The sequence below is a fragment of the Rahnella sp. JUb53 genome (assembly GCF_004346065.1).
GTDB classification, from domain to species: Bacteria; Pseudomonadota; Gammaproteobacteria; order Enterobacterales; family Enterobacteriaceae; genus Rahnella; species Rahnella variigena.
The window spans coordinates 308,283-322,428 of sequence record NZ_SLYT01000001.1 but is presented as its reverse complement, the minus strand read 5'-3'; the positions used below and the strand labels follow the sequence as shown (position 1 = coordinate 322,428).

Here is a 14,146-nt window from a genome sequence, read left to right as displayed (position 1 = left end):
TCAGTGCTCTTCGATGACATGTGTTTGTATTTTTTTACGATTATTTGTTACTTGTGTTATTTGCGATCGCGCGGTGAAAAAAATGTTGTGACCTGCTGACTGATACGCTGCCCGCATTGATTGAATTCAAAACAACGTTCCGATATCTCTCCTAAGCTTGCGCAACATCACGTTTTTTATTTGGTTTCCCAACCCGTTCCCCTCTATAATACGCATCGTCTCTTCGATTGAATGGTTTCAGCCCCTTGATCTGTCGATATCGCCCCAATAAAAGCGTGACTACTCCAGTAGCGATGATAAATCGCACAAATCGCTATGCTTTGGCTGAACTTACTACACCATTCCTTTCACAGTCTTCTACGCTTAGTAATGATTTGATTCAACCAGGCACCATCTCAATTCCGCGCGGGCAGCTCTGCTGTCAGGCAAACACTTTTCCATTCCATCACAACTTGTAGATAAAATCGTCATGAAAAAGACCAAAATTGTTTGTACCATCGGCCCGAAAACCGAATCCGAAGAAATGCTGACCAAACTGCTTGATGCAGGCATGAACGTTATGCGTCTGAACTTCTCCCACGGTGATTATGAAGAGCACGGTCAGCGCATCCAAAATATCCGCAACGTGATGGCGAAGACCGGTCACAAAGCGGCAATTCTGCTGGACACCAAAGGTCCTGAAATCCGCACCATGAAACTGGAAGGCGGCAAAGACGCTTCTCTGGTTGCGGGTCAGACGTATACCTTCACCACTGATCAAAGCGTTATCGGTAACACCCAGCGCGTAGCCGTGACCTATCAGGGCTTCGCAGCTGACCTGAAAATCGGCAACACCATTCTGGTCGATGACGGCCTGATCGGTATGGAAGTGACTAACGTCACTGAAACCGAAGTGACCTGTAAAGTGCTGAACAACGGTGACCTGGGCGAGAACAAAGGCGTTAACCTGCCTGGCGTTTCTATCGCCCTGCCAGCGCTGGCAGAAAAAGACAAACGTGACCTGATCTTCGGTTGTGAGCAAGGCGTTGACTTCGTCGCGGCTTCCTTCATCCGTAAACGTTCTGACGTTCTGGAAATCCGCGAACACCTGAAAGCACACGGTGGCGAGCACATCCAGATCATCTCCAAAATTGAAAACCAGGAAGGCCTGAACAACTTCGACGAAATCCTCGAAGCTTCTGACGGCATCATGGTTGCCCGTGGCGACCTGGGCGTAGAAATCCCGGTTGAAGAAGTTATCTTCGCGCAGAAGATGATGATTGAGAAATGTAACCGTGCACGCAAAGTGGTTATCACCGCTACGCAAATGCTCGATTCCATGATCAAAAACCCACGCCCTACCCGCGCTGAAGCAGGCGACGTCGCTAACGCCATCATCGACGGCACCGACGCTGTCATGCTGTCTGGTGAAAGTGCGAAAGGTAAATACCCGCTGGAAGCTGTGACTATCATGGCCACCATTTGTGACCGTACTGACCGCGTAATGCAAAGCCGCATCGATGGTCAGAACGACAACCGCAAACTGCGTATTACTGAAGCCGTTTGCCGCGGTGCGGTAGAAACTGCTGAGAAACTGGATGCGCCACTTATCGTTGTTGCAACCAGCGGTGGTAAATCTGCTAAAGCTGTGCGTAAATACTTCCCGCATGCCACTATCCTGGCTCTGACCACCAATGAAATCACAGCACGTCAGTTAATCCTGACCAAAGGTGTTGTGACTCAGTTGGTGAAAGAAATTGCCTCTACTGATGATTTCTACCGTATCGGTAAAGAAGCCGCTATCGAAAGTGGTCTGGCTCAGAAAGGCGACATCGTAGTGATGGTTTCTGGCGCACTGGTTCAGAGCGGCACAACAAATACTTCATCGGTGCATGTTGTTTAATTAAAAACGTGACCAGAAGCATTAATGAACGCCGCGATAAGTGGCGTTTATTTATTCAAAAAGTATCTTGCTTCATAAAAAGTGCGAAAAGCGGTAGTAGCATAATTGGGATAAGTCCCATGGAATACAGCTGTTTTCGCTGCAATTTTTAACTTTTTCGAAAAAAAAGATGCTTCTTTGAGCGAACGATCAAAATATAGCGTTTACCGACAAAAAATTATTCTCATTAGAAAATAGTTTGTGTAATACTTGTAACGCTACATGGAGATTAACTTAATCTAGAGGGTTTTATAATGAATCGCACTAAACTGGTACTGGGCGCTGTAATCTTGGCTTCAACTATGCTGGCTGGTTGTTCAAGCAATGCTAAAATCGACCAACTGTCTTCAGACGTTTCTACTCTGAACTCTAAAGTTGACCAACTGAGCAACGACGTGAACGCAATGCGTTCTGACGTTCAAGCAGCTAAAGACGATGCAGCTCGCGCTAACCAACGTCTTGACAACCAAGCTCACGCTTACAAGAAGTAATATTTACTTCTCTAGTTCAATGGCGCACTCAGTGCGCCATTTTTTTTGCCTGCAATTTTATCCGCCCCTACCTTCTTTCAACGCACCTACCCTTCATCAACACTCATTCCTAAAACACTCTCTATGGCACCTCCGAACGACTGACATAAAAAAAGGAGCCATGATGGCTCCTTCAGTGAAGATCGCTTCTGAAACGTTTTTGTAACGTTTACTGCGCGCTTGCGGTTGTCACATCAGATTGTTGTGCTGAAGCTGCCGTCTGCGGCTCATTAACAGGTGATGGCGTATCTGTTGCTTTATCACCCACACTCACCACGACAGGCATACCGGAGCGGCGGGTAATCGCCTCTTTCACCATTGCAGCATTAGTCTCATCGTTCCTGATGAATTTCTTCATTGCTGCAGTCAGCGGAATCGGTTTAGTCTGCGGATCATCCTTTTCTGTATGCGACAAAGGTTGATGCACTTCGATGTAACGCTTACCGTCCGGCTCCACGTCATATTTGATTGGCTGATTCACAATCTGCACGCGGGTTCCTTTTGGGACTGAGTTAAACAGCGCTTCGATATCGTCCGGACGCAGACGAATACAGCCGGAACTCACGCGCATTCCAATACCAAAGTTGGCATTGGTACCGTGGATCAGATACTGCCCTGTTCCGGCCGACAGACGCATCGCAAAAAGTCCCATCGGGTTATCCGGACCAGCAGGTACCATTCCCGGCAACGTAATGCCGTCTTTCAGATACGCTTTGCGGATGTTGGCCGTCGGCGTCCACGTAGGGTTAGGGATTTTCTGGCTAACGGAGGTGACCATTTCAGGCGTATTACGACCCAGCTGGCCAATACCAATCGGATAGACGATGACTTTATCCTCGCCTTTCGGATAGTAGTACAGACGCAGCTCTGCCAGATTCACCACGATGCCTTCACGTTTCGTGTCAGGTAACAGCATCTGTGAAGGGATAGTCAGTACGGTTCCCGCTTTCGGCAGATAAGGATCCGTGCCGGGATTGGCTTCCAGCATAGCGATCAGGCCAATCTGATATTTGGCTGCCACGTCTTCCAGCGGTTTGCCGTCATTTGGCACCACATAAGTCGTGTTTTCGCCAATCAGGCGGCTATTATCCGGCGGCAAAGGGTATTCTGCTGCACTTGCGGTCATGGAATGGGTTGCCACAAACGTGCCAACTAACATTGCCAGAAGGGGTAATGCGCGTCTCATACTCAGTCCTTTTTCGGCCTGCGCTCAGACAATCTGAGGCAAGACATTATCTCGTCTGGTAATACTAGCAGCGCAGAATCCTGTGGCAATCAAACCACAGAAAATCAGAAAGTTACCGAAAGGGAGTCAGGCGAAAACGACAAAGATAGTGAATTGAAAAATCAGGCTAAAAATGAATAGCAAAAGGCAGAACGGAGAATTTGCTTTGCTCATTAGCAGACAATTCCTAATGAGCAAAGCAGCACTGCAGGGGCTGAATTAAGACAGCTCAGCAGCCTTAGCGCGAATCGAGCGGATCATCGCTTCTAACCCTTGCGAGCGTGAAGGCGTCAGATGCTGGCTCAGTTCCAGCTCCGTGAAGAACGGACGCACATCCAGCTCTACCACATCACGCGGAGTCAGACCCTGATAAAGGCTGAACACGATCGCCACCAGACCTTTCACGATGGCAGCATCACTGTCACCCTCAAAAGTCAGCGCACCATTTTCATCGGTACGCATCACAATCCACACCTGGCTCTGGCAACCGGAAATCAGGTTTTTATCCTGACGATGTTCTTCCGCCAAAGCCGGTAACTGGCCACCCAGTTCGATCACGTAGAGATACTTCTCTTCCCAGTTCGGGCACCGGGAAAAGTTTTTGACTAACTTATTTTTATCGGGCAAAGCCATAACAACATCCTGATCAAGGCTGGCGGGATTACCCCAACAGCCGGTGAATACGTTGCAGTCCTGCGACCAGACGGTCGACTTCTTCACGGGTATTGTACATCGCGAGCGATGCGCGGCACATAGCCGGCACACCGTAGAAGGACATTAACGGCATCGCACAGTGATGACCGGTGCGAATGGCAATACCATATTGGTCAAGGAAGCTGCCGACATCATAGGCATGGTGTTTACCCAGATTGAACGCAATCACTCCAGCACGCGTCGCCGGGCCATAAATCTGAATATCCGGCACCTGCTCCATCGCTTTCAGCGCGTAAGCCATCAGTTCCTGTTCATAAGCGTGGATATTCTCAAGACCCAGTTCAGTCACATATTCAATGGCGGCGCCCAGCCCCATGATACCGCCGGTGTTTGGGGTACCCGCTTCAAAGCGCCAAGGAGCAGCGGCAAAGGTCGTCCCTTCGGTCAGACTGACATGCTTGATCATCGAGCCGCCGCCTTCCCAGGGTGGCATTTGATCCAGCAACGCTTTGCGACCGTAAAGAATACCGATACCGGTAGGTCCGTAAAGTTTGTGCCCGGACCAGACATAGAAATCACAACCCAGCGCCTGAACGTCAACCGCGTGATGCATCACCGCCTGCGCGCCATCCACCAGAACGGTCAGCCCTGCGGCTTTCGCCTGAGGAATGATTTTTTCGATCGGGTTAACGGTGCCCAGCACGTTAGAAACATGCGCCAGCGTCAGCAATTTAGTGCGCGGCGTGATCAGGGATTCAAGCTGCGAAAAATCCAGTTCGCCTTGCGGCGTCAGGTGCCAGACATCAATGTGCAGATCACGTTCTTTCGCCAACATCTGCCATGGCACGATGTTCGCGTGGTGTTCCATTTCGGTCAGAATGATATGGTCGCCGGGCTGTAAAAACTCACGCCCCCAGGTATTGGCGACCAGGTTAATGGCTTCCGTGGAACCTTTCACGAAGACAATTTCTTCTGCCGACGCAGCATTCATGAATTGTGCGGCCTGCGTGCGGACGTTTTCCATCTGCTCGGTGGCTTCCGCGCTCATGGTATGAATGCCGCGGTGAACCGCAGCATAACCTTGCTCGAAGAAAGACATTTCACGTTGAATGACCTGACGCGGTTTCTGTGCGCTGGCCGCGCTGTCAAGGTAGGCCAGCGGCTGGCCGTTAACTTCACGGCTCAGCACAGGGAAATCGCTACGTACTCTTTCCAGTGGAAAACTCATTACTTACCTCGATTTAGCCGGCCTGCAATACGGGCAATGACGACTTCACGCAGGGTTTCATTCTCAATGGCTTCCGTCAGTTCAGCGGCAAAAGCAAAGATGATCATTTGCTGAGCATCCTGACCGCTGATCCCACGGGTACGCAGATAGAAAAGCTGTTCGTCGTCGATACGACCCACAGTAGCACCGTGGCTGCACTTCACATCATCGGCATAAATTTCCAGCTGCGGTTTGGTATCAACCTCAGTGTGTTTGCCCAGCAACAAGTTGTTGTTGGTCATTTTGCCGTCGGTTTTCAGTGCGTGCTGCGCCACTTTGATCATGCCGTTGAAAATCGCTTTAGCACGATCGTTCACGATCACTTTATGCAACTGGTTGCTGTTGCAATAACCTTTGTTGTGTTCCAGATAAGTACGGGTATCAGCAATCTCAGAATCAACCGGCAGAACCAGACTGTTAATGTTGAGTTCGCTGTTTTCACCGTTCAGCTGCGCACTGGTGTTATTACGGGTCAGACCCGCTCCCAGCAGGAAACTGTGGCTGGCAACACGCGCATCGCGACCAATAACCAGATCGTTATGCGAGAAATGGAAACTTGCCTGGCTTTCAAAGGCCAGTTTGTAATGCGTGAAATCGGCATTATCGCCCACATTCACCGTCATACGTGCGCCGGTGAAATGGCCGTGATCGTTCAGGCTGAGATAATGTTCGATCACTTCTGCATTCGCACCGCCCTCAATCGCCAGATGATAGCGATGATGCACGGTGTTCATTTCGCGTGACTGGTCACGACCGCTGCTCAGATGTAAAAGATACAGCGGCTTCTCGGCCTGCTTGCCCGCGGGCAAACGTACAGATAGGGAATCTTGCGCCAGACTTTCGGTCAGGTGCAAAAACACTTCTGACTGAATCGGATCAGGCAACGTCTGTTGCGCCGCCGGGCTCAGTTTTTCAATTTCAAAAGCACCGGTATCTGAATCACTGAGATCCGCATCGAAACGGCCATCAATGAATACCAGACGGTAGCAATCCACTGGCAGCGCCAGCGATTTAACCTGTTCAACAGTCAGTGCCTGTTGCTGCGGAGCAAAGAACTGATTACCCAGCAGTGAAGAAACCGGAGTGTACTTCCAGTCTTCCAGTTTTGCGTGCGGGAAACCCAGGCGCAGCACCTGTTGCCAGTGTGCATGAGCGTGAGTGGATTGTTCACCGCCACGGCTTTCAAAAAGACGGTAAAGCTGCTGCATGGCGTGCGAACTGCCCGCCGCAGGTGCATTACTCTTCGTCGGTAAGCCAGCCATAACCCTGCTCCTCTAACTGTTTAACCAAGGTGAAATCGCCGGATTTAACAATGCGGCCCTGATACAGAACGTGCACGTAGTCAGGCTTGATGTAGTCGAGGATACGCTGGTAGTGGGTTACGATAACGAATGAACGTTTACCGTCACGCAGTGTGTTAACACCGTCAGAAACGATTTTCAGGGCATCGATATCCAGACCGGAGTCGGTTTCATCCAGGATGCACAGATTTGGCTCAAGGGCTGCCATTTGCAGAATGTCGTTACGCTTTTTCTCACCGCCGGAGAAACCAACGTTCACTGAACGGGTCAGCAAATCGGCAGGCATTTTCAGCATTTCGATTTTTTCTTCGATGAAATCAGCGAAGTCAAAACGGTCCATTGGTTCCTGTCCGCGGTATTTACGCACTGCATTTACCGCAGTTTGCAGGAAGAAATGGTTAGTCACACCGGGAATTTCCACCGGATACTGGAAAGCCATAAAGACGCCTTCACCAGCGCGGTCTTCCGGAGCGAGTTCCAGCAAATCTTTACCGTTGAAGATTACGGAGCCGTCGGTGACTTCGTAATCTTCGCGGCCAGCCAGTGTCGCGGAGAGCGTACTTTTACCTGAGCCGTTCGGGCCCATGATGGCGTGTACTTCACCCGGTTTGATCTCCAGATCAAGGCCTTTCAGAATTTCCTTTTCTTCGACACGGACCTTCAAATTCTTAATGCTTAACATACGTATCCTTGAGTTTGCGCCAGCGCGCTCTTAATTCTGTTTATGCTTTGACTGTGCTGAACTAAAACCTGCCCGGTGCTGACGTCACACCACGCTACACCGGCAGGAAAAACGTCGGCGAATTAACCGACGCTATGTTCAAGACTGATGGCCAGCAGTTTCTGTGCTTCGACAGCGAACTCCAGCGGCAGCTCGGAAAAGACATCTTTACAGAAACCGTTAACAATCATGGAAATCGCGTCATCTTCGCTGATACCACGTTGCAGACAGTAGAACAGCTGGTCATCGCCGATTTTTGACGTTGTGGCTTCGTGTTCCAGCTGCGCAGTATTGTTACGCACTTCGACATACGGGAAGGTATGCGCTGCGCTGTCCGCGCCAATCAGCATCGAGTCACACTGCGTAAAGTTACGCGCATTTTCTGCACTTGGCAGGATCTTAACCAGACCGCGATAGCTGTTCTGGCTGTGACCCGCAGAGATACCTTTAGAGATGATGGTCGACTTGGTATTTTTACCAATGTGGATCATTTTGGTGCCGGTATCCGCCTGCTGTTTGCCGCTGGTCAGTGCAACCGAGAAAAATTCACCGATAGAGTTATCGCCTTTGAGAATAACGCTTGGGTATTTCCAGGTGATCGCTGAGCCGGTTTCAGACTGCGTCCAGGACATTTTCGAACCCGCGCCTTCGCACAATGCGCGTTTGGTCACGAAGTTCAGAATACCGCCGCTGCTGTCTTTGCTGCCGGAGAACCAGTTCTGGACAGTGGAATATTTCACTTCCGCGTCTTTGTGCAGAATCACTTCCACAACCGCGGCGTGCAGCTGGTAGGTATCACGAACTGGCGCCGAACACCCTTCGATGTAACTCACGTAACTGCCTTCATCGGCAATCAGGATAGTACGTTCAAACTGGCCGGTTTTCGCCGCGTTGATACGGAAATAAGTCGACAGTTCCATCGGACAACGCACGCCTTTTGGCACATAGACAAAGGTACCATCAGAAGCAACGGCAGCATTCAGTGCGGCGAAGAAGTTATCCTGCGCAGGCACCACAGTACCGAGGTATTTGCGCACCAGATCAGGGTATTCGTGAATGGCTTCGCCGAATGAGCAGAAAATCACGCCTGATTCCGCCAGCTTTTCACGGTAAGTCGTGGAGACAGAAACGGAGTCAAAAATTGCATCGACCGCCACTTCTTTACCTTCACGAACCGGAACACCCAGCTGCTCAAAGGCTTTTTCTACTTCACTGGTGAGGTAGTTTTTATTGTCAAGAGCGCCGTCAAGCGCAGGAATGCTGTGAGAATTTTCCGGAGGCTGCTGTGTGGCGCCAGGCTGAGAACCACAGGTATCATCGCAGCTGCCACATGATGGCGCGGAATAATAGCTGTAATCCTGGTAATCAAGAGGCGTGTAATACGCTTTGAGCCAGTGCGGTTCTTCCATTTTCAACCAGGCATGATAAGCCTGCAGACGGAACTCCAGCATCCACTCAGGCTCATTACGCTTCGCGGAAATGGCACGCACCACATCTTCGTTGATGCCTGATGCTAATTCATCGGTTGCAAGCTGGGTAAAGAACCCTTCTTTATAGTTCGTTCCCTCGCCGACCCAAGACTGCACATCATCTGGAATTTCTACGTTGCTTCGTGACATGTTGGTTACATCGCTTTGTTTACAATAATCTTAAAAACTGAAAGCCGTTTCTTACAGGCCGAAACTTTCGCCACACCCGCAGGCATGCTGAGCTTTAGGATTATTGAATTTAAATATCTGATTCAGTCCTTCACGGACAAAATCTACCTCAGTTCCGTCGATGAAAGGCATGGCCTTCAGCGGAACAAACAGCAAAGCGCCGTCATGTTCAAACACCAGATCATCACTGGCTGGTTGTTTGGTTAAATCCAGAACGTAGCCAAAGCCGGCACAGCCCGATTGTTTCACCGAGAGCTGGAGACCTTTAACGTCAGGATCCTGCGCCATCAGAGTATTAATCTGTTTTGCGGCAGAATCAGTCAGGCTCACACCTTGCCATACGTTGTCGTCTAAAGAGAAAGAGCCGACAGTTTCAGTTTGCATCTGTCTTACCTCGTAATTTTACGGTCATAGACAAGACCTATTGTCTCTATTCTAGTGATAACAGGTACCACTTCAACCTCTTGTTTTAAGAGGGTATAGCGATTGCCCATGAGGAAAGTCGCTCAATGTGCATCGGGTTAACACCTGGTCGCTGGCGGGTCTTGAACACCGCAACCATCAACTGATTGAATAAATTGTCAATTTTTTGTTAAAAATTAAAATTAACCTTATAAACATTGCGGGTTAATAGCTTTCATTGTTTCTATTATAAAACATTCATCGGAAATGCCTATTTATGAATTCGCCACAACCGAAAAAATTAAAGCTCTTTTTGCTTATCTGCTTTCGCACAACAAAATGAAAAAAACCCGATGAAAACGTTGATCCGGTCATTTTTTGCCAATATGATGGTCATTCTTTGATAATGATTATCATTCAGATAACCCGGAATACTGAGAATGGCTCAATCGGTAAATGCGTGGTTGCAAGGCAAGATCGACGAATACAAATCGAATGTCCGCGATGCCACAGTGGATTTCTACATGGCTGATGCGGCCTTACGACGTCCTGATGCACATTTATGTCAGCTCAAACGCTTCAACAACATTTGTCTGGAAATGGCTAACCTGTGCCTGCAAAACGGCGATGATCACAGCTATCTGCATGCGCTATGCAAATTGCACAACCGCCTGATTCTGGAAATCAACAGTGTTGTCCGCTGTGAGCTCTTTCGTGTTCAGAGTTATCATTTTGCGCGGCATACGTTAAAACTCATTTGTCAGTATTATGCCATGATGGGCATCTGGGAAAAAGCAACGGCATTTCAAACTGACTTTGCGAAACGCGTCCCTTTCCAGCTTTGACTTAATTTCAATGTGTTACGCCATTTTTAAGCCAAATAAAAAGGCGGACACATGATTAATGTATCCGCCCTTCTCTGAAACACGACTCAAGATAACTGAGGAATCAAGATAACTGACAGGGCCTGTCTCAGTGATCAATCACCATCGTGGTCAGCCTCGACACGCAGCAAAGATTTCCTTTCTCATCAAAAATTTCGATTTGCCAGACCTGGCTGCGGCGCCCGGCGCGCAATGCATGACACACACCGCGCACATGTCCCTCGCGTGCTGAGTGCATATGGCTGGCGTTAATCTCCACGCCGACCACCGTCTGGCTGCCTTCGCAACACAAATAGCCTGCCATCGATCCCATGGTTTCCGCCAGAACCACCGATGCCCCGCCATGCAGCAGGCCAAAAGGTTGTGTCGTGCGGCTGTCCACGGGCATGGTCGCCTCGAGAAAATCCTCGCCCAGCTGGGTAAATTCTATCCCCACATGCCCGACCATACATCCCTGACTGCGCTCATTCAGCGCGTCCAGCGTGGTACTGCGTTTCCAGAGTGACATAAAGCTTCCTTAATGGTCAGGGAATGATTTCCAGCAAGGCCTGTAACGGATGGCGGACACCGTTACCCTCAATACGCTTAACCTGACTACGGCATGAATAACCGGTTGCCAGACAGCGCTGGCGCGGCAACCGCTGCAAAGAGGTATGCCAGGATAGCTCGTAAATCCCCAGAGAATTCTCAAGATTTTTAGTTTCATGGCCGTACGTCCCGGCCATTCCGCAGCAGCCGACACTGACGTTTTCCAGCTTCGCGCCATAGCGGGCAAAAATATCACCCCATTGCTTGCCGCTGTTTGGCAACGCCGTACTTTCCGTACAGTGACCAAACAGATACCAGGATTCGCCGCTTTGCTGCTGTGCCGGGCGTTCAGCCAGCCACGCATCAAGCCATTCATGCACCAGTTGTACCTGGAATGAGCCACGCGACTCGCCCAGGATCTCCTTATATTCATCGCGATAACACAGCACCAGCGCCGGATCGACGCCGACCATCGGCATTCCTAATTGCGAAACACGGTTGAGGAACAGCGACGTTTTCTTCGCTGTTTTCGCAAAACGAGTGAGGAAGCCTTTAATGTGCTGCGCTTTACCGTTCGGAGAGAATGGCAACAGAACAGGTTTGAGGCCAAGTTTCTCAATCAGCCGGACAAAATCAGCCACCACCTGCGCATCATAGAAACTGGTGAACGGATCCTGAACTACCAGCACGTATTCGCCACGCTGCGCAGGAGAAATGGCTTCAAGTTGCTCAAGCGTCATCGTACTGGCGCGATGTCCAAGTAGCTGCTCGCGCAATGTCGGAGAAGAGAGTAAAGGCAAATCTACCATGCCAATACTTTTCCGGCTCATTTCACGCACCCAGGGTTGTTTGAGGAAGAAATTAAACAACTTCGGTGCTTTTGCCATCAGCGGTGCGTAGCTTTCCACGCCGGCCACAAAGTGATCACGAGCAGGACGCAGATATCGTGTGTGATAAAGCTGCAGGAACCGCGATCGGAACCCGGGAACATCAATTTTAATCGGACACTGTGTGGAACAGGCTTTGCAGGCCAGACAGCCTGACATCGCCTCTTTCACTTCATGCGAAAAATCATATTCGCCTTTATTGGCGTGCCAGGTGTTACGCGTGCGGTCAATCAGGGTACGGAAACTTAGCCCTTTTTCAGGCAGCGCATTTTCCAGCGCCAGCGGATCAACCCCCTGTTCTGACAGCAGGCGCAACCATTCGCGTACCAGACCAGCGCGACCTTTAGGCGAATGAATGCGGCTGCCGGTGATTTTCATCGACGGGCACATCGGGCTTTTCACATCGAAATTGAAACATAACCCGTTGCCGTTACATTCCATCGCACCGCGGAATGACTGACGAACTTCCAGCGGAATACGGCGATCCAGTGTGCCGCGTTTCGCCGCGTCCACTTTCATCATCGGTTCATCGCAATCCAGCGGCGCACAGATCTTACCTGGGTTGAGGCGGTTGTCCGGGTCAAACACGGTTTTGATCCGGCGTAACTCATGGAACAACTCTTCACCAAAGAAGGCCGGACTGTATTCGGCACGGAAACCCTTTCCATGCTCGCCCCACAGCAGCCCGCCATATTTTGCCGTCAGTGCGACAACTTCATCGGAAATTTGCTTGAGCAACATTTCCTGCTGCGGATCGCACATATCCAGCGCCGGACGTACGTGTAATACGCCCGCATCCACGTGACCAAACATTCCGTAGCTCAGATGATGGCTGTCGAGCAGCGCCCGAAATTCGACGATGTAATCCGCCAGATGCTGAGGCGGAACACAAGTGTCTTCGGCAAATGGCAATGGTTTAGCCTGCCCTTTCGCATTGCCCAGCAGCCCGACGGCTTTTTTACGCATGTTATAGATGCGCTCTATACCAGGCAGATCGGCGCAAATCTGATAACCAATCACACCGCCTTCTTTGTCACTCATCAGCCCGTCGAGACGCTCACACAATGCGCTCACCTGGCTTTCGATGAGATCAGCATCATCGCCGGCGAACTCAACAATGTTAAGCCCCTGCATATCTTTGCCTTCAACATCCGTGATGTAGTCACGTACGCTGTGCCAGACAATATCCTCACGTGCCAGATTCAGCACTTTTGAGTCAACGGTTTCTACTGAAAGAGCTTTCGCTTCCACCATAAAAGGTGCGTTGCGCAGGGCCGAGTTGAAAGAGTCATACTTGATGTTGACCAGGCGACGCACTTTCGGGATTGGTGTGATGTTCAGACGGGCTTCAGTAATAAAGGCCAGCGAGCCTTCTGAGCCGGTCAAAATTCGTGTCAGATTGAAGGTTTGCAGGTCATCACTCAGCACATGACGCAAATCGTATCCGGTCAGGAAACGGTTAAGTTTTGGGAATTTCTCTATTACCAGCGCACGGTTGTCGCGGCAGCTGTCGAGCACCGTGCGGTAAATCCGCCCGATAACTGAATCCTCTTCGCCCAGTTTATCTGCAAGCTCTGTCGGGATCGCTGTGGTATCCAGCATGTCGCCGCCAAGCACAATGGCCCGGACGCCAAGCACGTGATCTGAGGTTTTACCGTACACCAGCGAGCCCTGCCCGGAGGCATCGGTATTGATCATCCCGCCGAGCGTGGCGCGGTTACTGGTCGAGAGTTCCGGAGAGAAGAAATAACCCAACGGACGCAGATAATCATTGAGCTGATCTTTAATCACACCGGCTTCAACTTTTACCCAACCCTGCTTTGTATTGATATCGAGAATGCGGTTCATATGACGGGACATATCAACCACAATGCCGCGGTTCAGCGACTGACCGTTGGTACCGGTACCGCCACCGCGCGGAGTGAATACCAGCGTTTTAAAACGTTCCTGCCCTGCAAGACGGGCAATCAGTGCAACGTCTGACGTGGCGATCGGGAATAAGACAGCATCCGGCAACAACTGATAGACGCTGTTATCTGTCGCCATCGTCAGCCGATCTGCATAAGTTGTTGTGACATCACCCGTAAAACCGTTCTTTTTTAACGCTTCCAAAAAATCGAGCACCAGCTGGATGACACCCGGCGCCTGAGAAATCTGTGGGATCATTG

General features: G+C 50.3%; 12 protein-coding genes. 3 read left to right on the top strand and 9 right to left on the bottom strand.

From position 1 onward, the window contains the following. The first annotated feature begins 469 nt into the window (after positions 1-469). Both pykF and EC840_RS01565 read left to right on the top strand, forming a co-directional pair. Entirely contained in the window at positions 470-1,882 is a 1,413-nt protein-coding gene (pykF, locus tag EC840_RS01570; RefSeq protein ID WP_112287943.1) for a pyruvate kinase PykF, read from the top strand. 293 nt (positions 1,883-2,175) lie between these two features. After that, positions 2,176-2,412 (top strand): major outer membrane lipoprotein, encoded by a 237-nt coding sequence (locus tag EC840_RS01565; RefSeq protein WP_056773575.1) that lies wholly within the window; start codon positions 2,176-2,178, stop codon positions 2,410-2,412. Positions 2,413-2,620: 208 nt separating this feature from the next. Here EC840_RS01565 and EC840_RS01560 read toward each other — a convergent pair whose 3' ends face one another. The 7 genes from EC840_RS01560 to sufA all read right to left on the bottom strand — a co-directional run bounded on the left by EC840_RS01560 (position 2,621) and on the right by sufA (position 9,661). After that, positions 2,621-3,637 (bottom strand): L,D-transpeptidase family protein, encoded by a 1,017-nt coding sequence (locus tag EC840_RS01560; RefSeq protein ID WP_112287944.1) that lies wholly within the window; start codon positions 3,635-3,637, stop codon positions 2,621-2,623. A 258-nt stretch (positions 3,638-3,895) separates the two neighbouring features. After that, positions 3,896-4,309, bottom strand: coding sequence for a cysteine desulfuration protein SufE (gene sufE / locus EC840_RS01555; RefSeq protein ID WP_129638559.1), 414 nt, complete (start codon positions 4,307-4,309; stop codon positions 3,896-3,898). A gap of 28 nt (positions 4,310-4,337) precedes the next feature. Next, positions 4,338-5,558 carry a cysteine desulfurase SufS gene (gene sufS, locus EC840_RS01550; RefSeq protein ID WP_132963826.1) on the bottom strand — a complete coding sequence of 407 codons (1,221 nt, stop codon included), beginning with the start codon at positions 5,556-5,558 and terminating at the stop codon, positions 4,338-4,340. Beyond that, positions 5,558-6,859, bottom strand: a complete 1,302-nt coding sequence (gene sufD, locus EC840_RS01545; protein ID WP_120161789.1) for a Fe-S cluster assembly protein SufD — start codon at positions 6,857-6,859, stop codon at positions 5,558-5,560. Before sufD ends, sufS begins: the two co-directional genes overlap by 1 nt. Next, positions 6,834-7,580 carry a Fe-S cluster assembly ATPase SufC gene (gene sufC, locus EC840_RS01540; protein WP_112287948.1) on the bottom strand — a complete coding sequence of 249 codons (747 nt, stop codon included), beginning with the start codon at positions 7,578-7,580 and terminating at the stop codon, positions 6,834-6,836. The genes sufD and sufC overlap by 26 nt, the downstream gene beginning before the upstream one ends. 122 nt (positions 7,581-7,702) lie before the next feature. Beyond that, complete coding sequence (sufB, locus tag EC840_RS01535) at positions 7,703-9,238, bottom strand: Fe-S cluster assembly protein SufB (protein ID WP_120161788.1); 1,536 nt, start codon at positions 9,236-9,238, stop codon at positions 7,703-7,705. A 51-nt stretch (positions 9,239-9,289) separates the two neighbouring features. Continuing rightward, positions 9,290-9,661, bottom strand: coding sequence for a Fe-S cluster assembly scaffold SufA (gene sufA / locus EC840_RS01530; RefSeq protein ID WP_129638556.1), 372 nt, complete (start codon positions 9,659-9,661; stop codon positions 9,290-9,292). Positions 9,662-10,119: 458 nt separating this feature from the next. Here sufA and EC840_RS01525 point away from each other — a divergent pair, with 458 nt between their 5' ends. After that, positions 10,120-10,524 (top strand): hypothetical protein, encoded by a 405-nt coding sequence (locus EC840_RS01525; protein WP_112287950.1) that lies wholly within the window; start codon positions 10,120-10,122, stop codon positions 10,522-10,524. 127 nt (positions 10,525-10,651) lie between these two features. On the opposite strand, the gene EC840_RS01520 is transcribed toward EC840_RS01525, so the two are convergent. After that, on the bottom strand, positions 10,652-11,071 hold the full coding sequence (locus EC840_RS01520) for a hotdog fold thioesterase (RefSeq protein WP_132963825.1): 420 nt from the start codon (positions 11,069-11,071) through the stop codon (positions 10,652-10,654). A 16-nt stretch (positions 11,072-11,087) separates the two neighbouring features. Further along, the gene (locus tag EC840_RS01515) at positions 11,088-14,144 is read right to left on the bottom strand and encodes an FAD-binding and (Fe-S)-binding domain-containing protein (protein ID WP_112287952.1); all 3,057 of its coding nucleotides are present in this window, start codon (positions 14,142-14,144) and stop codon (positions 11,088-11,090) included. Positions 14,145-14,146: the final 2 nt, after the last annotated feature.

Excerpts from the sequence above, each read along its gene's own strand:
- pykF (WP_112287943.1), top strand. The coding sequence starts at position 470 with ATGAAAAAGACCAAAATTGTTTGTACCATCGGCCCGAAAACCGAATCC.
- EC840_RS01565 (WP_056773575.1), top strand. The coding sequence starts at position 2,176 with ATGAATCGCACTAAACTGGTACTGGGCGCTGTAATCTTGGCTTCAACT.
- EC840_RS01560 (WP_112287944.1), bottom strand. The coding sequence starts at position 3,637 with ATGAGACGCGCATTACCCCTTCTGGCAATGTTAGTTGGCACGTTTGTG.
- sufE (WP_129638559.1), bottom strand. The coding sequence starts at position 4,309 with ATGGCTTTGCCCGATAAAAATAAGTTAGTCAAAAACTTTTCCCGGTGC.
- sufS (WP_132963826.1), bottom strand. The coding sequence starts at position 5,558 with ATGAGTTTTCCACTGGAAAGAGTACGTAGCGATTTCCCTGTGCTGAGC.
- sufD (WP_120161789.1), bottom strand. The coding sequence starts at position 6,859 with ATGGCTGGCTTACCGACGAAGAGTAATGCACCTGCGGCGGGCAGTTCG.
- sufC (WP_112287948.1), bottom strand. The coding sequence starts at position 7,580 with ATGTTAAGCATTAAGAATTTGAAGGTCCGTGTCGAAGAAAAGGAAATT.
- sufB (WP_120161788.1), bottom strand. The coding sequence starts at position 9,238 with ATGTCACGAAGCAACGTAGAAATTCCAGATGATGTGCAGTCTTGGGTC.
- sufA (WP_129638556.1), bottom strand. The coding sequence starts at position 9,661 with ATGCAAACTGAAACTGTCGGCTCTTTCTCTTTAGACGACAACGTATGG.
- EC840_RS01525 (WP_112287950.1), top strand. The coding sequence starts at position 10,120 with ATGGCTCAATCGGTAAATGCGTGGTTGCAAGGCAAGATCGACGAATAC.
- EC840_RS01520 (WP_132963825.1), bottom strand. The coding sequence starts at position 11,071 with ATGTCACTCTGGAAACGCAGTACCACGCTGGACGCGCTGAATGAGCGC.
- EC840_RS01515 (WP_112287952.1), bottom strand. The coding sequence starts at position 14,144 with ATGATCCCACAGATTTCTCAGGCGCCGGGTGTCATCCAGCTGGTGCTC.